The sequence below is a fragment of the Pseudomonas aestiva genome (assembly GCF_039908605.1).
GTDB lineage: Bacteria > Pseudomonadota > Gammaproteobacteria > Pseudomonadales > Pseudomonadaceae > Chryseomonas > Chryseomonas aestiva.
In genome coordinates this window covers 2,358,384-2,374,951 of the sequence record NZ_CP150916.1, presented here as the reverse complement: position 1 = coordinate 2,374,951, position 16,568 = coordinate 2,358,384, and the positions used below count along the sequence as shown (strand labels likewise).

16 protein-coding genes are annotated in these 16,568 nt (G+C 65.3%); 3 read left to right on the top strand and 13 right to left on the bottom strand.

The features are described from left to right. The first annotated feature begins 101 nt into the window (after positions 1-101). Together AABM56_RS11010 and AABM56_RS11005 are read left to right on the top strand one after the other, a co-directional pair. Positions 102-353, top strand: coding sequence for a helix-turn-helix domain-containing protein (locus tag AABM56_RS11010; RefSeq protein WP_133861696.1), 252 nt, complete (start codon positions 102-104; stop codon positions 351-353). Next, complete coding sequence (locus AABM56_RS11005) at positions 350-1,636, top strand: HipA domain-containing protein (protein ID WP_133861697.1); 1,287 nt, start codon at positions 350-352, stop codon at positions 1,634-1,636. The genes AABM56_RS11010 and AABM56_RS11005 overlap by 4 nt, the downstream gene beginning before the upstream one ends. A gap of 9 nt (positions 1,637-1,645) precedes the next feature. Here AABM56_RS11005 and AABM56_RS11000 read toward each other — a convergent pair whose 3' ends face one another. Continuing rightward, positions 1,646-2,044 (bottom strand): hypothetical protein, encoded by a 399-nt coding sequence (locus AABM56_RS11000; protein WP_133861698.1) that lies wholly within the window; start codon positions 2,042-2,044, stop codon positions 1,646-1,648. 35 nt (positions 2,045-2,079) lie between these two features. Then, entirely contained in the window at positions 2,080-3,093 is a 1,014-nt protein-coding gene (locus AABM56_RS10995) for a 1-aminocyclopropane-1-carboxylate deaminase (RefSeq protein ID WP_133861699.1), read from the bottom strand. A gap of 159 nt (positions 3,094-3,252) precedes the next feature. On the opposite strand from AABM56_RS10995, the gene AABM56_RS10990 reads away from it, so the two are divergent. After that, the gene (locus tag AABM56_RS10990) at positions 3,253-3,723 is read left to right on the top strand and encodes an Lrp/AsnC family transcriptional regulator (protein WP_133861700.1); all 471 of its coding nucleotides are present in this window, start codon (positions 3,253-3,255) and stop codon (positions 3,721-3,723) included. 102 nt (positions 3,724-3,825) lie between these two features. On the opposite strand, the gene AABM56_RS10985 is transcribed toward AABM56_RS10990, so the two are convergent. From AABM56_RS10985 to AABM56_RS10935, 11 genes are all read right to left on the bottom strand, one after another. Next, positions 3,826-5,202, bottom strand: coding sequence for a GntP family permease (locus AABM56_RS10985; RefSeq protein ID WP_133861701.1), 1,377 nt, complete (start codon positions 5,200-5,202; stop codon positions 3,826-3,828). A gap of 89 nt (positions 5,203-5,291) precedes the next feature. After that, entirely contained in the window at positions 5,292-6,122 is an 831-nt protein-coding gene (locus AABM56_RS10980) for an amidohydrolase (RefSeq protein WP_133861702.1), read from the bottom strand. A gap of 28 nt (positions 6,123-6,150) precedes the next feature. Continuing rightward, positions 6,151-7,446 carry an MFS transporter gene (locus AABM56_RS10975; protein WP_347884088.1) on the bottom strand — a complete coding sequence of 432 codons (1,296 nt, stop codon included), beginning with the start codon at positions 7,444-7,446 and terminating at the stop codon, positions 6,151-6,153. Positions 7,447-7,578: 132 nt separating this feature from the next. Beyond that, positions 7,579-8,310 (bottom strand): GntR family transcriptional regulator, encoded by a 732-nt coding sequence (locus AABM56_RS10970; RefSeq protein ID WP_347884087.1) that lies wholly within the window; start codon positions 8,308-8,310, stop codon positions 7,579-7,581. A gap of 281 nt (positions 8,311-8,591) precedes the next feature. Then, the gene (locus AABM56_RS10965; protein WP_133861705.1) at positions 8,592-9,746 is read right to left on the bottom strand and encodes a M20 family metallopeptidase; all 1,155 of its coding nucleotides are present in this window, start codon (positions 9,744-9,746) and stop codon (positions 8,592-8,594) included. Continuing rightward, positions 9,746-11,140: a M20 family metallopeptidase gene (locus AABM56_RS10960; protein ID WP_133861706.1), complete on the bottom strand. Its 1,395-nt coding sequence runs from the start codon at positions 11,138-11,140 to the stop codon at positions 9,746-9,748. Before AABM56_RS10960 ends, AABM56_RS10965 begins: the two co-directional genes overlap by 1 nt. Positions 11,141-11,154: 14 nt before the next feature. After that, a complete protein-coding gene (locus AABM56_RS10955; RefSeq protein WP_133861707.1) occupies positions 11,155-12,117 on the bottom strand; it encodes an ABC transporter ATP-binding protein in 963 nt (320 codons plus the stop codon). Then, the gene (locus AABM56_RS10950; RefSeq protein ID WP_133861708.1) at positions 12,114-13,109 is read right to left on the bottom strand and encodes an ABC transporter ATP-binding protein; all 996 of its coding nucleotides are present in this window, start codon (positions 13,107-13,109) and stop codon (positions 12,114-12,116) included. The genes AABM56_RS10955 and AABM56_RS10950 overlap by 4 nt, the downstream gene beginning before the upstream one ends. Before the next feature lie 14 nt (positions 13,110-13,123). Further along, positions 13,124-14,026: an ABC transporter permease gene (locus AABM56_RS10945; RefSeq protein ID WP_133861709.1), complete on the bottom strand. Its 903-nt coding sequence runs from the start codon at positions 14,024-14,026 to the stop codon at positions 13,124-13,126. Positions 14,027-14,034: 8 nt separating this feature from the next. After that, positions 14,035-14,952: an ABC transporter permease gene (locus tag AABM56_RS10940; RefSeq protein WP_133861710.1), complete on the bottom strand. Its 918-nt coding sequence runs from the start codon at positions 14,950-14,952 to the stop codon at positions 14,035-14,037. 48 nt (positions 14,953-15,000) lie between these two features. Next, positions 15,001-16,521 (bottom strand): ABC transporter substrate-binding protein, encoded by a 1,521-nt coding sequence (locus AABM56_RS10935; RefSeq protein WP_133861711.1) that lies wholly within the window; start codon positions 16,519-16,521, stop codon positions 15,001-15,003. Positions 16,522-16,568: the final 47 nt, after the last annotated feature.

The window sequence follows — 16,568 nt, the reverse complement described above, 5'->3', positions numbered from 1 at the left end:
TATTTGCAGCGTTATCAACGACTGAAATCCTCACGTTCTTGAGGATTGCGCTGCCTTTCCCTTTAGCGTTAGCCTGATCCCCACGCTCGTGAGGATAAATCATGCAGGTGATACTCAAGAATGCCGCCGACCTGGGCGCCCTCGTCCGCCAGGCGCGCAAGGCCCAGTCACTGCGCCAGGACGACGCCGCCGGCAGTCTCGGCGTCAGTGAAAACTTTCTCGGCAAGGTCGAGCGCGGTGGCGAAACCGTCCAATGGGGCAAGCTGTTCCAGGTACTGGAAGGCCTGGGGGTGCGTCTGATCGTGGATCTGCCCCCTGAAGTGGCAGCCCAGCCGGATACCCGGACACCATGAGGCGTGAACTCCTGGCCTGGATCGACGACCAGCTGGTGGGTCGGCTGGCTGACGAGAACGGTATCTGGTCGTTCCGGTACGAGTCCGGTTGGCAGGCCTTCGGGCTCTGTCCGCAATTGCCCTTGCAGCGCGAGCCGCTGATCGATGGCAGTTCGCAGCGACCGGTGCAGTGGTACTTCGACAATCTGCTGCCCGAGGAAGGCCAGCGGCAACTGCTCGCCCAGGATGCGCGCCTGGATGCCGCCGATGCCTTCGCCCTGCTGAGCTGGTACGGCGCCGAATCCGCCGGCTCCCTTACCCTGCTCGCCGAAGGTCAGCACCTGCCGCCGGGAGATCGCCGCCCCCTGAGCGATGCCGATCTCTCCCGGCGGATCCAGGCCATGCCGCAGCTGCCGCTGACCCACGAGGCGCACAAGCGCATGTCGCTGGCCGGCGCCCAGCACAAGCTGGCGGTGATCCTCGATGACCAGGGGCTGCAGGAACCCGTGGGCGCCCTGCCCTCCACCCATATCCTCAAGCCGGACCATCCCCACGAGGCCTTCGCCCATTCGGTAATCAACGAGTGGTTCACCATGCGCCTGGCGGGTCTGGCCGGGCTGATGGTTCCCGCCGTCGAGCGCCGCTACGTGCCCGAGCCGATCTATCTGATCGAGCGCTTCGACCGCGTCCGTACCCCGGGCGGCTGGCAACGGCGCCATGGCATCGACGCCTGCCAGGTGCTGGGTCTGGACCGTCATTTCAAGTACCAGGCGGGTAGCGTGGAGCGCCTGGCCGAACTGGCCCGGCTGTGCGAGGCGCCCGCCGTGACCCGGACGCGGCTGTTCAACTGGCTGGCCTTCAACGTGCTGGTGGGCAATACCGATGCCCATCTGAAGAATCTGGGCTTTCTGGTCTCACCCCGTGGGCTGGCCCTTGCGCCCTGCTATGACCTGCTCTGCACGGCCGTGTACGAGAGCCGCGCCTTCGATCAGCAGCGCTGGCCGGACGCGACCACCCTCGCCTGGCCGATCCTGGGTGAAAGCCGGCTGGTGGCCATCGACCGCGAGCGACTGCTGGATGCAGCCGAAGCGCTGGGTATCAAGCGCTCGCCGGCTGCTGCCCAATTGCAACGCCTGCGCCAGCGCCTGTCCCTGCAGGCTCAGCAGTTGCTGGAACAGACCGAGCGGGAAAATCAGACTCTGGCCGGCGCGCGACCGGAGCTGCGGGCGGTCTTCGCCGGCGAGTTGCGCTGTCTGCGCGCGATCAGGGCTCTGATCGCCGAACAGGTCGAGCGGCTGGCATGACGGCTACGCTCAAAGCGGCAACACCGCCAGCAGGCGTTCGCGTCTGAGCTGCTGCAGGCGGGCAATCAGCTCGCGCGTAGGCGTGCCGCTCGTGAACTGTTGCAGCCGTTGACCGTCGACCGATCCCAGCCATTCCAGCTGGTTCGAGCCCGCCGGCTCGACCGCCAGCAGCAGGCAGTCACCGCCCAGCCGGGACAACAGCCGTACGATCCGGCTCTGCGGACCCTGGGTGAGCCACTCTTCGTGCAGCCCGCCGACGTCCTCCAGTTGCAGCACCGGGAGGTCGCTGCAGTCGGGCAAGCCGCTGCGCAATTCCGCCGTTACCGCGGGGTCGAGATCGCCATGCAGGATGACCAGCGCCACGGCCGGTCGGAGGTCGTCTACCGCTGTCCAGCATTGGCTCGTCATGCGGGACCTCCTGGTGATCGGTCGTGGTTTTGGGTTCAGGCGAAGGCGTTGTGGTAGGCGTTGAGCGCCGGGGCACCCCCGAGGTGAACATAGAGTACCCGGCTGCCCTTGGCGATCTCGCCACTGCGCGCCATGGCGATTAGCCCGGCCATGGATTTGCCCTCGTAGACCGGGTCGGTGAGCATCCCCTCCATCTGCGCGGTGTAGCGGATGGCCTCGACGGTGGGACCATCCGGCAGGCCGTAGTCCGGTCCGCAGAAGCGGGGCTCGATGATGACATCCTCGTCGCGGATCTCCTGCTTCAGGCCGATCATCTCGGCGGTGTTGCGCGCGATCTTGGTCACCGCGGCGCGGGTCATCTCGGCGTCCGCCGCCGTGTCGATGCCGATCAGGCGCCGCTCGCGCTCCTGGGCGCGAAAGCCCACGACCATGCCGCCCTGGGTAGAACCGGTACAGGTGGCCGTCACCACGGTATCGAAGAAGAGGCCCTGCTCGCGTTCCTGACCGGCCAGTTCATCGGCGAAATGGGCATAGCCGAGGCCACCCAGCGGATGGTCCGAAGCGCCGGCGGGAATGGCGTAAGGCTTGCCGCCTTCACGCCGCACCTCATCCAGCGCGCGCTCCCAGGTCGCCTTCACCGCGGTGGAATAGCCCTCGCCTTCCAGCAGCGTCTGGGCGCCCATCAGGCGGGACAGCAGGATGTTGCCGACCTTGTCGTAGACCGGGTCTTCCCACTTGGTCCACTCCTCTTGGACCAGCCGACACTTCATGCCCAGCACCGCGGCGACGGCAGCGACCTGGCGCGTGTGGTTGGACTGGATGTTACCGATGGAGACCAGGGTGTCGCAGCCCTGTGCCAGGGCATCGGCGGCCAGCCATTCCAGCTTGCGCACCTTGTTGCCGCCATAGGCGAGACCGGAGGAAACGTCGTCACGCTTGGCCCAGAGTTCGATACCGAGGTCCTTCGACATGCGCTCCAGCTTGTGCAGGGGCGATGGGAAATAACCGAGCTTGACGCGGGGAAAACGCTTTTCGAGGTCCAGGGACATAGCAGCGACTCCAGTGGTGAGAGAACGCCTTCAATGCTAGGGAAAACCCTGAAAAAGGTGCTTTCGAATGAGCGGTACGAAATCTGCTTTCCTTTTGAACGAATCCCAGAATCCGCATGGATGTTCCTCCAACAACCGCTTTCCAAGGAGAATCTTTCGATGAGCGAAGCTGCGGAACTGACCCCGGTAGAACGCAAGATCCTGCGCGCCTTGCAGCAGGACGGCCGGCTGAGCAATGCCGAGCTGGCGCGCCAGGTTGCCCTGAGCCCGAGCGCCTGCTGGAACCACACGCGCAGGCTGTTCGAGAGCGGCGTCATCACCAGCGTCAGGGCCCATGTGGACCCCAAGGCGGTGCAACGGGAAACCGCGGTACTGGTAGGCGTGGTGCTGGACAGATCGACCCCGGACTCCTTTGAGGCCTTCGAAGCGGCCGCCCGCGCCCTGCCCCCGGTGCTGGAGTGTTACCTGGTGGCCGGCGACGTTGACTACTTCATCAAGCTCAGGGTCAAGGACATCGCCGCCTTCAATCGCCTGCACAGCGAACGGCTGATCGCCCTGCCCGGCGTGCGCCAGGTGCGCACCTTTTTTGTGCTGAACGAAGTCAAGACCGAGGGGCTGTTGCCTATCTGAACAGGCGGGTGGCGCCCAGGGAGGGACGGGTGCCGAGCGGCGCCCGTTCAGATAAGGGGTTTCACAGAGGGCGGCGTCCTGATTTGACGCCGCCTCAGGTCATTACACGACCACGTTCAACAGCAACACCACGATCAAACCGACCACGGCGACGATCGATTGCACCACCGAAATAGTCTTGGTGGCTTCGCCCATCGTCATGCCGAAGGATTCCTTCACCATCCAGAAACCTGCATGGTTGGCGTAGTTGAAGAACAGCGAGCCGCAGCCAATGGACAAGGCCAGCAGCGGCAGGTTGAGGCTGGGATCGGCACCGGCAAGCGGCGCCAGCAAGCCGGCAGCCCCTACGATACCGACCGTGGCGGAACCGGTAGAGACCGAAAGCAACATGGCGATCAACCAGCCGAGGACCAGCGGAGGGAACGCCGACTGCTGAGTCAGGTGGACAATCGCATCGCCCACCTTGGCGCTGGTCAGCAGCTGCTGAAAGGCACCGCCGCCAGCGATGATCATGATGATCGAGGCGATTGGCTTGAGGCTCTTGCCCAGCGATTCGCGTAATTGCTCCGCATCGCCGCCGCGCGCGAGTACCAGACTCGCGCCGGCGAACAGCACGCCCAGCAGCATCGCTATCAGCGGATTGCCGAGGAAACCAGCCATTTTCAGCAGCGCATTGTCCTTGGCCAATACCATCTCGGCGACGGCATGGATCAGCATCAGGATCGCCGGCAGCAAGGCTGCCAGCACGCCAAGGTATACGCTGGGGCCTGGTTTATCGTCGGCTTTTTCAGCCAGGGTGAACTGATCCAGCAACACCTGATCGGGCCGAGTGCTCATGCGCGGGGAAATGAAAGCGCCATACAGTGGGCCGCCCAGGATCATCGCCGGGATAGCCGCCAGGAAACCATAGAGCATGGTCGGCCCGACCGAGGTTTTCAGCGCGGCGATGGCCGTCAACGGGCCAGGGTGCGGCGGGACCATACCGTGCATGGCAGCCAGTGCGGCAATCACCGGAACGCCCACATAGACATAGGCTGACCCCTTGAAGCGCGCCTGACTTTCCAGCTTGCGCGCCACGCTGAAGATCAGCGGCAGCATGATCACCAGGCCGACCTCGAAAAACATCGGAATGCCAATCACGAACGCGACCATCATCATCGCCCACGGAATCATCCGATCCGATGTGCGCCTGAGGATGACCGCGGCAATCTGCTCGGTGACGCCGGCGTCCGCAAGTATTTTGCCGAGCATCGCCCCCAGCGCGATGACCACCCCCACAGCCCCCAGTGTCTTGCCGGCGCCGGTGACCAGCTGGGAGACGATGCGATCTGGCTCCATACCGGTTGCAAAGCCTACGCCGACGGAAACTACCAGCAAAGCCAGCAGCGGGTGCATTTTGAGGCGCGAGACGATCAGCACTACCAGCACCACGACGCTGATCAATGCAGTCAGTAACAGATCTATATCTAAGGGAGTCATGAAAGGTTCTCGGTTGGGCTGGTGCCAAACTCTTGTAAGAGGGTGAGATGAATGGCCTCTGCAGCGGCTAGGTTGCAGCGTTCGTCTTTCTAGAAACCAAATAACCTGCGAGGCGCCTGCACCAGTAGCGCGGCGCTGGCTTGCGCGGAGAGCTCCAGGGCTTGCAACTGGTCGACGACGGTGGCGAAGTCAACGCTTTGCTCATGTTGCGTATGCGGCCAGTCGCTGCCCCATACCAACTGATGCGGGCCAACGCTTTTTTCCAGCAACGGTAATGCCCTTCGAGCGAAATCAATGTTCTGTCGTGGCGTACCTCCCAGACGATAGATTCCCGATACCTTGATCCAGATCGAGCCTTTCGATCCGGCCTCAAGCAACTCGCCAAACCCGGGCTGATCGAGACCCGCATTCGCGTCCGGCCGCCCCAGGTGATCGATCACCACTTTCACGCCGAACGGCGTCAATTGCCGGATCAAGCCCGGCAGATCCCTGATTTCCCGGTGCAACTCGACATGCCAGTCGAGCTCGGCGATATCGCTGAAAAATCCTTGCCAGGCACTGTCACGAAAATCAGGTAACGCCTTGCCGATCAGGTTCAGGCGCACGCCGACCACGCCCAGTTGCGCCATGTCATTCAAGGTGGAACGACTGATGCCTGGCTCCAGCACGACCACACCGCGCAACTGCTCAGGTGCTTGCTTCAACGCCGCCAACAGGTAGCTATTGTCGGTGCCAAGGAAACTTGGTTGCACCAATACACCGTGACTCAAACCTTGGGTTCGCAAATGCTCAAGGTACTGGTCAAGCGTGGCGTCGTACTCGGGACTGTAGCGGCGTGCACCGATCAGCTGCAGATCACGGCTGAACACATGGGCATGGGCGTCAATGCCGGTGATCGATTTGGAGCGAGGAGCTGACATGGGTTTCATCTACTAATGGTTGGGATCATCACGCCCGAGCGCGCTGATTACCGTTGATAGTGGCCGGAACGGCGGTGGCATTAGCTTCAAGGTCCCTGCCCCGGGTTTCAGGCAGGCAAAGTGCGGCAAGCACCCCCACGCCGTAGGCGATTCCGGCATCGATACCTATCGCCGAACCCAGGGACATAGAATCACTCATGTGCCCGACCAGGAATGGAAATACAGCGGACAGCACCCGGCCAAAGTTGTAGCAAAAGCCAACGCCGGCGCCGGCGCCGCGTACATCGGCCGGGTAAAGTTCGTTGAAGAACGCTCCCAGACTGGCCGGAATACCGGCGGCGAAGAACCCCAGCGGGAACCCCAGGAACAGCATCTGCGTATTGGTCAGTGGCAAAAATACGTAGCACTGCACCGTGACCACGCAGCACAAGGCAAACAGCACAATGTTTTTTCGACGGCCAATGCGATCGATCAAATAGCCGCTGGCCACACAACCACACCAGAAGGCGAGGATGACCACCGCCAGATAGCCGCCCGAGTTCAGCACAGACAGATGGCGCTCGGTCTTGAGGAAAGTGGGTAACCAGGTCATTACCGCGTGATAGCCACCGTGTGCGCCCAGCCCCAGCAGCCCGCCAAACAGCGTCACGCGAATCAGTTCCGGGCGGAAAATGCCCGCGAGCGACGTGAAGAAACTCTGCGGAATGGCGTTGCCTTCTTGCAGACGCCGGAAGCTGTCCGGCTCCTCGACGTTACGACGCACCCAGAAGATCAGGAACGACGGCAGCAACCCGACCAGGAACATCACCCGCCAGGCCATGTCCTGCGGCACAGAGGTATAGATCAGCGTGAACACCCCGACCGCCAGGCCCCAACCCACCGCCCAGGCACTTTGTACAGTGCCCATGACCTTGCCGCGATAGCGCGGATTGATCGTCTCGGCCATCAGTACCGCGCCGGCCGCCCACTCCCCGCCAAGTCCGAAACCCTGCAGCGCCTTGACCACCAACAGCTGATTGAAGCCCGTGACGAAAGCCGAGAGAAAGGTGAAGAACGAGAACCACAGAATCATCAACTGCAAGGTGCGCACACGGCCGTAGCGGTCAGACAACGTCCCACCCACCCAGCCACCGAGTGCCGAGGTGACGAGGGTAACGCCGCTAATCAATCCGGCATCGCCCTTGGTCAGCGCGAAAGCGGCGATCAGCGCCGGAATCGCCAGACCGAACATCTGTACTTCCAAGGCGTCGAGCGACCATCCGCCGAAGCAGGCCCAAAATGTCTTGCGCTCACGAGGAGTGATTTGGCGATACCAGCTGAACATGAGTCTTATCCTTATAGGTGTTACGCAAGACAGCCGACGGCCAACCCGCCGCGAGAGGGTCGACGTTGGCAACCAAACAGCAATCGGGCGGCGATCTAGCCGCCGCAGAACGCTTGGCTACGCAGACAGGCGTCAGCGAATATCCACGCTGTAGCGGAAATGCTCGGCGTGGCCGCGCGAGCGACGCCACTCCAGCGGGCTACCCGCGTAATCGCGTGCCAAGCGCTCGATCACGATCACCGGACTGTTGACCGGTACCTGGAGCAGGCGGGCATGCACGTCATTCACCGATTCGGCGGTCAGCGTTTCTTCGGCCGAGGCAACAACCTGTCCGCACACCTCTTCGTAGATCGGATACAGCAGCGGCCCTTCGCGACTGAGGTCGATCTCCAGCAGCTCCTGAAACCGCTGGCGGGGCAACCAGATTTCTTCGGCGAGCACCGGCTTAACATCGAGCAGACGCACACGGACAATACGAATGACCAACGCATCGGCGGGCAACCCTAGCGCTTGCGCTACGGCCGAAGGTGCGGCAACGGGCTCGATCGAGAGGATGCGACTCTCCGGGACCTGGCGCTCACCGGAAACCGTCTGGAATCGGAAGAAACGAAACAAGGAGGATTGAAACTGCGCCCGTCGAATGAACGTCCCGCGCCCTTGCTGACGTTCCAGAATGCCCTCACTGACCAAGGCATCAATCGCCTTGCGCACCGTGCCGGTGGACAGCTGATATTCCGCAGAAAGCGCCGCTTCGGTAGGGATCGCCTCCCCCGGACGCCAGCGATTATTGGCGATCTGCTCAGCCAATTGGTCACGCAGGCGTTGGTACAGCGGCAGTCGGGCATCACTGGATAAAGAATTCATCGACTTTATTCACCTTGTTATCTAGTCATCTATATGAATCTTGCAGCGAGTATTTGCCCAGACAACTTCGCTGTCAAGGAAGGGCCTTTTGTCTCGCTGACGAATGGCTGCCCTACCGCCCTTGTCATCGACAGGCAGGTCTTCGCCAGCAATATCAGATCCTGGCCGATTGCTGCCCCGAACCAAGGGCAGCTATGAATCGATAGCTCGAGGATCTAAAGCCGCCAATTGTGGCCCTCCCCGACCAGGAGTCGCACCTGTTTCGGAAACCGGCGTGAGGGTCAGGCCTTTACGGCCAGGGCCAGGATGGTCGCCACCAGCGCCTGGGTGCGTGGAACCAGGGTATCGAGCACCAGGAATTCGGCGTCGGTGTGTACCTTGCCCCCCACGGGGCCCAGGCCACAGAGGGTGGGCACGCCCAGGCTGGCGGTGAACCCGGAGTCGGCGCAACCGCCGGTGAATTCGCCCTCGACGCTGAAGCCGAGGTCCTGGGCCTCGCGCTGGTAGAGAGCCAGCAGGTCGTGGCTCAGGTGCGCCTCCATCGGCAGGAACAGGCAGGTGGGTTCGACACGGGCGGCTGTCCCCGGCACCTCCACCTCGGCGATGATGGCCTCGATGCGCGCCTGCAGCGCGGGCCAGTCGGCCAAGGCGACGAAGCGCACATCCAGGCGCGCGGTGGCGCTGGGCGCCACGGTATTGCTGGAGGTGCCGCCCTCGATGAGGCCGACGTTGGTGGTGATGCCGCGCTCGTAGTCGGTCAGGGCGTGCAGCTTGGCCACCTTGAGCGCCAGGGCCTGGATGGCACTGGCGCCCTCGGCGTGGCTGACGCCGGCATGGGCGGCACGACCGCTCACGCTGATAGCCAGGGTGGCGCCGCCCTTGCGCGCCTTGACCACGTTGCCACTGACCCGCCCGGGCTCGCAGTTGAGCACGGCCCGGGCGCCGCGGGCCGCCGCTTCCAGGTGCGGGCGAGCCGTGCCGGAACCGATCTCTTCGTCGCCGGTGTAGAGCACCCGCACCGGAAACGGCAACTCGCCGGCGCGCTTCAGCGCGCGCAGCGCGAAGCAACTCGCCACCAGTCCACCCTTCATGTCCGCGACGCCGGGGCCATAGGCCCGGCTGGCATCGCGGGTGAAGCCGCGGCTGGCCACGGTGCCCGGCGGAAAGACGGTGTCGCGGTGGCCCAGCAGCAACACCGCAGCGCCGGTGGCGGGCCCCACCTGGGCGGCGAGGACGTCACCGAAGTCGGCGATCGGCGTCCGGGCAACCTCGATGCCGTCTTCGGCCAGGGCGGCGGTGAGCACTGCACCGACGGCATCGACGCCGGCCTTGTCGTAGCTGTTGGAATCGGTATCGACCAGGCGTTGCAGGAGAAGGGTCATCGGCTCGCGCTGGGTGGCGAGCCACTCCAGGGCAGTGGTCTTGGCAAGGGGCATCAGCTGCGGCTCCAGCGATCGCCCAGGTCCCAGAACAACCCGGCCATGAGTTGCAGCCCCTGCCGCGCGACCGGGGCCAGGAGATGCTCGTTGGGCGCGTGCTGGGAGCAGGCGGGATAGGAATGGGGCACCCAGAGGGTGGGCAGTTCGAGGATGTCGGCAAAGATGTCATTGGGCAAGCCACCGCCGAAATTGGGCAGCAAGGCGGGCTTTTCGCCCAGGGTGCGGGTCAGGGAGGTCAGCGCCCAATCCACCCAGGGATTCTCCGGGTCCAGCCGCGAGGCGTGGAGGATCTCGTCCTTGGCACGGGAAACGCGCACCGCGGCGAAACCCCGTTCGGCCAGGTGCGCCTCGATCAGCGGGATGAAGGTCGTGCAATCGCAGCCGGCGACGAAGCGGATCTGGCAGTGGGCGCGGGCGCTGCCGGGAATGGCATTCACCGGTGCCTCGGGATTGCCGGTGGTGAAGGCCAGCAGTTCGAAGGTGTTCCAGCCGTAGACACGTTCCGCCGGGGTCAGCCCGGGCTCGCCCCAGTGGGGATCGATGGCCGGATCGCCCGGCGCGCCGCCCACCTCGATGTCGGCCAGCGCCCTGCGCACCGGTGCGGGCAGCTCGGTGGGCTTGAGCCCCGCGACCTGGATCTGGCCCCGGGCATCCACCAGGCTGGCCAGGGCATGGGCGAGGATGATCCCGGGATTGGCCAGCAGCCCGCCCCAGTTGCCGGAGTGATGGCCGCCTTCGCGCAGCTCCAGGTGCAGATCGAAATTGAAGGTGCCGCGGGCACCCAGGAACAGCGTCGGCCGGGATGCCGAGACTCGCGGACCGTCGGAGGCGATGAACAGATCGGCGGCCAGGGCCTGGCGCTGCTCCTGGCAGAAGGCGCGCAGGCCGACCGAGCCGATCTCCTCGCCCATCTCCAGCAGCAGCTTGACGTTGTAGCCCAGGCGTCCGCCGCGGGCGGCGATCACCTGTTCCAGCGCCGCCAGGTTGAGCAGGTGCTGGCCCTTGTTGTCGGCGGTGCCGCGGCCGTACCAGCGCTCGCCCTGCTCCACCAGGGTCCAGGGCGCGAGGCCTTCGCGCCAGCGGCTGGCATCACCGCGCACCACGTCACCGTGGCCATAGCTGAGCAGGGTCGGCAACGCCAAGTCCTCGATTCGCTCGGCGATCAGCAAGGGCCCCTTGCCGGCGACCGGATTGTCCAGCTGCCGGCTGGTGAAGCCGAGACTGGCCACATAGGGGGCGATGAATTCATCCAGGTAGCGCTGCAGCTCCGCCTGGCGCTCGGGCTCCTGGCTTTCGGTAGGATGGGCCACCGCGGTGGCGAGCCGCGTACGAAAGGCGCCGCTGTCGAAGTGCGCGGCGGCAAGCTCAAGGGCATGGGTACGGCTGGTCATGGCGGACTCCGGGGTCAGGCAGGTTCGGGCAGATGGCAGCGCTTGCTGCCGCCGGGGATGGGTTCACGTTCCGGATAGCGCTCGGCGCAGGGGCCGAAGCAGCGCGGGCAGCGGGGATGGAAGGCGCAGCCGCTGGGCGGCGAGATGGGATTGGGAAAGCTGCCGCCCAGGCCCAGCGCCGGCAGGCCCAGGCTGGGATCAGGGGTGAGCACCGCATCCAGCAGCGCCCGGGTATAGGGGTGCGCCGGCTGGGCGAACAGCGCCGCTCGCTCGCGCTCCTCGACGATCTTGCCGAGGTACATCACCGCCACCCGGTCGGCCAGGTGCTCCACCACCGCCAGGTTGTGGCTGATGAGCAGATAGGTCAGACCGAATTCACGCTTGAGTTCCAGCAGCAGGTTGAGGATCTGCGCCTGCACCGAGACGTCCAGTGCCGAGGTGGGTTCGTCGCAGATCAGCACGTCCGGGCGCATCACCAGGGCGCGGGCGATGGCCACCCGCTGGCGCTGACCACCACTGAGCTGGCCGGGATGGCTGTCGGCGGCGCGCCGTGGCAAACCCACCACGTCGAGCATCTCGGCGACCCGCTGTTGCTGCTCGGCCGTCGAGCCCAGGCCATGCACCTTGAGCGGCAATGCCACGATCTCGCGCACCGTCTTGCGCGGATTGAGCGACGAATAAGGGTCCTGGAAGATCGGCTGGATATGCCGGGCCATTCGCTTGCGATCCACCCCGCGCAGGTGCTCGCCGCCTACCAGGATGTCGCCGCTGGTGGGTGCCAGCAGCCCCAGCAGCAGCTTGGCCAGGGTGCTCTTGCCGCACCCCGATTCCCCCACCAGACCCAGGGTCTCGCCGCGATGGAGCCGCAACGAAATGCCATCCACCGCCTTGAGGGTGGCCGGCGGGCGGAACAGGCCGCGACCCAGGGTGAATTCGCGGCGGATGTCGCACAGTTCCAGAGCGATCTCGCGGCTCATCGCACACCTCCGACCCGGCGCAGGGGTTCGCTGGGCAGGGCGAAATGGCAACGCGCCAGGTGCGCGCCCTCCTCCAACAAGGGCACGCTGTCGGCGCAGACCGCCACCGCCTGCGGGCATCTGTTGCGAAAGGCGCAGCCGTGCTGCTCGCCGACCAGGCTGGGGACCAGGCCGGGAATGGCGCCCAGCGGCTGCCCGGGACGGGTCCGGCCCGGTACCGGGATGCTCGCCAGCAGCCCACGGGTATAGGGGTGTCGGGGGGCGGCGAACAGCTCGGCGGCCGGTGCCTGCTCGACGATCTGGCCGGCATACATGACCGCTACCCGGTCGGCGATGCGCGCCACCAGCCCCAGGTCATGGGTGATGAACACGATGGCCGTGCCGAATTCCCGCTGCAGATCGCGCAACAGGTGCAGGATCTGCGCCTGGATGGTGACGTCCAGCGCCGTGGTGGGTTCGTCGGCGATGATGAGGTCCGGTTCGCAGAGCAGCGCCATGGCGATCACCACCCGCTGGCGCAATCCGCCACTGAGCTGGTGCGGATACTGGCGCAGGCGCTCGCCGGCGTTGCTGATGCCGACCTTTTCCAGCATGGCCTCCGCGCCTGCCCAGGCGGCCTTGCGATCCAGCCTGCGGTGACGCCGCAGCACCTCGGCGAGCTGGTCGCCGATGCTGTAGGCCGGATTGAGGGCGGTCATGGGTTCCTGGAAGATCATCGCCAGGCGATTGCCGCGCAGGTCGCGCATGCCCTTTTCGCCCAGCGTTAGGAGGTCGTGCTCGCCCAGCGTCAGGCGCGCCGCCTGGCGCCGGGCCTGACGCGGCAGCAGATCCATCAGCGCCAGGGAGGTGAGCGACTTGCCGCAGCCGGACTCGCCCACCAGGCAGAGCATCTCGCCCCGCTCCACCTGCAGGTCCAGGCCGCGCACGGCGTGCAGGGTGTCATCCCCCAGGGGGATATCGATGCGCAGGTCTCTTACGTCGAGCAGTGCCATGGTCAGTCCTCCGCTTAGTTGCGCCCGCTGGGCGCGGCCAGATCCCGGATACCGTCACCCACCAGGTTGATGGCCAGCACCAGCAGCATCAGGGCGATGCCGGGAATGGCGATCACCCAGGGCGAAAAGAACATGTAGGGCTTGCCTTCGGCGATCATCAGGCCCCAGGACGGCAACGGCGGCTGCACGCCCACGCCGAGAAAGGACAGGGTCGCCTCCAGCAGGATCGCGTGGGCCATCTCCAGGGTGATCACCACGATCAGCGCGCCCAGCACATTGGGCAGGATCTCGCCGACGATGACCCGCCAGGGCGAACAGCCCAGCGCCTGGGCAGCGGCGACGTATTCGGCGTCGCGAATCTGCTGCACGGCGGCGCGCACCACCACGGCGAAGCGATCCCACAGCAGACAGCCGAGCAGGATCACCACCACCTGCAGCGAGCCACCCACCAGGGAGGCGGCGGCCAGGGCCACCATCACCACCGGCAAGGCCAGGCGGGTGGTCACCAGGTAGCTCACCAGGGCGTCGACCTTGCCGCCGTAGTAGCCGGCGAGCACCCCGAGCAAGGTGCCGATGGCGCCGGAGATGAGCGCCGCGGCGAGACCGATGAACAGCGAGATGCGCGCGCCATAGAGCAGCCGGGAGAGATAGTCGCGGCCGAGCTTGTCGGTGCCCAGCGGATGGGCCCAGGTGCCCTTGGCCATCCATACCGGTGGTTTCATCCGCTGCATCACGTCCTGGGCATAGGGGTCGTGGGGCGCCAGCCAGGGCGCGGCCAGGGCGGCGAAGACGATGACGACGAGCAGCACGGCGCCCAGGGCGAAGCCGCGGTGGCCGAACCAGCGGCGCAGCTGGCGGCCCAGCGTCGGGCGCGGGGGCAGATGGTCGTCGAGCACGAAGGGATTGGCGACGGTCATGGAGCCTCCTAGCGCACGCGAATGCGCGGGTCGAGCAAGGCGTTGAGCAGATCGGCCACCAGCGTCAGCACGATATAGATCAACGCGATCAAGAGGACGATGGCCTGCACCACCGGGAAGTCGTTGCGGGCGATGGCGTCCCAGGCCAGTTGGCCGATGCCCTGCAGCGAGAACACCGCCTCGATCACCACCGAGCCGCCCAGCATGAAGCCGAACTCCACCGCGGCCAGGGCCACCACCGGGATCAGCGCATTGCGCAGGGCGTGCTTGAACAGTACCCGCGCCGGACTCAGGCCCTTGGCCCGGGCGGTGCGGATGTAGTCGGCGCCCAATACATCGAGCATCCCGGCCCGGGTCAGGCGCATCAGCGAGGGAGTGGCGTAGTAGCCCAGGGCGATCGCCGGCAGGATGAAGTGCTGCCAGCTGGTATTGCCGGACACCGGCAGCCATTTCAGGGTGACGGCGAAGACGACGATCAGCACTAGGGCGAACCAGAAGCTGGGCATCGCCTGGCCGAAGGTCGCCAGGGTCAGCGCCAGGCGGTCGATCCAGGTGTCGCGCCGGACCGCGGCCAGCACCCCGAGCGGGATGGCGATGAGCAGCGCCACCAGCAGCGCGATGGCGCCCAGGGTCAGGGTGATGGGCAGGCGGCTGGCGATGAGATCCCGTACCGATTCCTGGAAGAAGAACGATTGCCCCAGGTCCAGGCGCAGCAACTGCCCGATCCACTCGACGTACTGCGTCGCCAGGGGTTTATCGAGGCCGTGTTGATGACGCACCACCTCGATCTGCTCGGCGGTGGCCTCGGGTCCGGCGATGGCGGTGGCCAGGTCGCCGGACAGGTGCAGCAGGAAGAAACTGATGAGGGAAACGGTAAAGGCCACGGCCAGGGCGATACCCAGGCGGCGCAGGAGGTATGCGGACATGCTCGGCTCCTCGGCGAGAGGCGCCCCCATGCGGGGCGCCGGGACGGATCAGTTCCAGTGGGCCAGGGCGAAGCGCGGCAATTCGTCCGGATAGGGCTGGAAGGCCAGGTCCGAGGTGAAGGCGTAGTTGATGGAATAGTTGAACACCGGCGCCCAGTAGGCCTGCGCGGCGATCCGCTGCAGCGCCTTGCGGTAGTTGTCCTTGCGCACCGCCGGATCCATGGCGGTGTCGGCCACCTTGAGCCAGTCGATCACCTGGGGATCCTTGGCGACGTCGTCGGCATTGCCCTTGAAATACACGCCCGTGGCCGCCGAGGCGTCGGCGATGGAGAACGAGCCCCAGGCGAGAAAGGCCATGGGCACCTTGCCGGCGCGCTGCTGGTCGCGCAGGGCAGCGTATTTCAGATACCGCAGCTTGGCATCGATGCCCACCGCACGCAGGTCCCCGATCAGCGCCTCGACCACGTCACGATCGCGGTAGGCGAAGATCTCGGTGCTGAAGCCGTTGGGATAGCCGGCGGCCTTGAGCAGCGCCTTGGCCTTGGCCGGGTCGTAGGCGTAACCCGGTACGGCTTTGGCGTCGCAGCCGAATTGCTCCGGATAGCAGGCCACCTGCAGCGGCTGGCTGCCGCCTCCCATGAGCTGACTGGCGATGGCCTGGCGGTTGATCGCGTAGTTGACCGCCTGGCGCACCTCGGCCTTGGCAAAGGGTGAATCCGGGCTGGAGGCGCCCTGGGCGTCCATGCTGAGGAAGCCGATCCTCATGCTGGCGCCGCTCTCCACGGTGAGGTTGGGCGCGGCCTTGAGTTGCTCGGCCTGGTCCGGCGCCACGCGCCAGGCCCAGTCGATGCCGCCGGTCATGAGCTCGGCGAGCCGGGTCTCGGCGTCGGGGATGACGCGGAACTGGATGTGGCCGATGCGTGGCTGACCCTGGGGACTGTCCTTGAAATAGTCCGGATTGCGCTCCAGCGTGACCCCCTGGCCGCTGGTGACCGCGACGATGCGATAGGGCCCGGTACCCACCGGCTTTTGCGCGAAGCCCGCCAGACCGACCTTCTGGAAGTACTTGCCGGGATAGATGGGCAAGGGATTGGCCAGGTATTCCAGCGCGGCGGGAAACGGCTGCTTGAGGTGCAGGCGAACCTTGTATTCGCCCAGCTTCTCGGCGCTCTTGATCCAGTTGACATTCTGCTGGGTGACCACCTTGCCTTCGGGCGAGGCCACGTAGTTGAAGGTGAAGACTACGTCGTCGGCGGTGAAGGGATCGCCGTTGTGGAAGGTCACGCCCTGGCGCAGATCGAAGTCGAGGGTCAGCGGATCGACCTGCTGCCAGCCGGTAGCCAGCATCGGCCGGTATTCACCGGTCTGGGGATCGCGGTAGATCAGGGTATCCCAGGCCAGGTGGGCGAGGATGACGCCTTCACGGGCATCATTGTGATAGGGGCTGACGTTTTCGGGCTCGGTGTCGGAGGCGTAGACCAGGGTGTCGTTGGCTTTGCCGGCGAAGGCCTGGCCCTGGGCCAGGAAGAGGGAAAACGCGATGCCACAAGCGAAACCTTTGAGTCCCATGCCGTCTGTCTCCGGGGCGGTGGTTGGTCAAAGGCAGGTCCGCGAAG

Coding starts and splice junctions, on each gene's coding strand:
- AABM56_RS10985 (WP_133861701.1), bottom strand. CDS start 5,202: ATGACTCCCTTAGATATAGATCTGTTACTGACTGCATTGATCAGCGTC.
- AABM56_RS11010 (WP_133861696.1), top strand. CDS start 102: ATGCAGGTGATACTCAAGAATGCCGCCGACCTGGGCGCCCTCGTCCGC.
- AABM56_RS10965 (WP_133861705.1), bottom strand. CDS start 9,746: ATGCCCCTTGCCAAGACCACTGCCCTGGAGTGGCTCGCCACCCAGCGC.
- AABM56_RS10945 (WP_133861709.1), bottom strand. CDS start 14,026: ATGACCGTCGCCAATCCCTTCGTGCTCGACGACCATCTGCCCCCGCGC.
- AABM56_RS10960 (WP_133861706.1), bottom strand. CDS start 11,140: ATGACCAGCCGTACCCATGCCCTTGAGCTTGCCGCCGCGCACTTCGAC.
- AABM56_RS10935 (WP_133861711.1), bottom strand. CDS start 16,521: ATGGGACTCAAAGGTTTCGCTTGTGGCATCGCGTTTTCCCTCTTCCTG.
- AABM56_RS11005 (WP_133861697.1), top strand. CDS start 350: ATGAGGCGTGAACTCCTGGCCTGGATCGACGACCAGCTGGTGGGTCGG.
- AABM56_RS10940 (WP_133861710.1), bottom strand. CDS start 14,952: ATGTCCGCATACCTCCTGCGCCGCCTGGGTATCGCCCTGGCCGTGGCC.
- AABM56_RS10975 (WP_347884088.1), bottom strand. CDS start 7,446: ATGTTCAGCTGGTATCGCCAAATCACTCCTCGTGAGCGCAAGACATTT.
- AABM56_RS11000 (WP_133861698.1), bottom strand. CDS start 2,044: ATGACGAGCCAATGCTGGACAGCGGTAGACGACCTCCGACCGGCCGTG.
- AABM56_RS10950 (WP_133861708.1), bottom strand. CDS start 13,109: ATGGCACTGCTCGACGTAAGAGACCTGCGCATCGATATCCCCCTGGGG.
- AABM56_RS10980 (WP_133861702.1), bottom strand. CDS start 6,122: ATGTCAGCTCCTCGCTCCAAATCGATCACCGGCATTGACGCCCATGCC.
- AABM56_RS10990 (WP_133861700.1), top strand. CDS start 3,253: ATGAGCGAAGCTGCGGAACTGACCCCGGTAGAACGCAAGATCCTGCGC.
- AABM56_RS10970 (WP_347884087.1), bottom strand. CDS start 8,310: ATGAATTCTTTATCCAGTGATGCCCGACTGCCGCTGTACCAACGCCTG.
- AABM56_RS10995 (WP_133861699.1), bottom strand. CDS start 3,093: ATGTCCCTGGACCTCGAAAAGCGTTTTCCCCGCGTCAAGCTCGGTTAT.
- AABM56_RS10955 (WP_133861707.1), bottom strand. CDS start 12,117: ATGAGCCGCGAGATCGCTCTGGAACTGTGCGACATCCGCCGCGAATTC.